Genomic DNA, 525 nt, shown 5'->3' with positions numbered 1-525 from the left:
AWTWTAATTATTTTTTTCATTAATTATTTACCTCCATATATTAAAAATATACCTAATTTTAGGTATATTTTATAAATATCAAGAGTTTTCGACAAAATTAAATATCTTTTTTGCATTTTCATTATTTTTGTGATAAAGTCCTGAATTAAGAAAAGAGGGTATGAAAATGATAAATAATGATGGCAATTTTTTTAATAATCTTATTAATTTATTATATATACAGAGTATTGAAATTATTCAACAAAGTTTAGAAGATTATGAAGAATGAATTTTTAAAAATTATAAAATTGATGAAACTTTAAAAGAATTTAAAGATTATAAAGTAAAAGAAATAAAACCAAGAACATTAACTATTTTAAATGGAAAAATAACTTTTAAAAGAAGAAAATATTATAAAATTAATCCAGAAACAGGTAAAGAAGAATATATTTTTCTTTTGGATAAACTTTTAGGAATTAAAAAATGACAAAGAATAGATAATTCTGTTAAAGAAAAAATATTATCATTTATTACTGAGAACAATAT

Annotated in this window: 1 protein-coding gene; it reads left to right on the top strand. The window is 17.6% G+C overall.

Annotated elements, in window-relative coordinates:
- Positions 1-166: 166 nt before the first annotated feature.
- On the top strand, positions 167-525 hold a 359-nt coding region (locus tag EHV01_RS06495), incomplete at its 3' end, for a UPF0236 family transposase-like protein (RefSeq protein WP_422066746.1).

The organism is Spiroplasma sp. hy2 (assembly GCF_044714365.1).
GTDB classification, from domain to species: Bacteria; Bacillota_I; Bacilli_A; order Mycoplasmatales; family Mycoplasmataceae; genus Spiroplasma; species Spiroplasma phoeniceum.
Note: the sequence above shows the minus strand (reverse complement) of the source record. Positions and strands in the feature narration are given on the sequence as shown.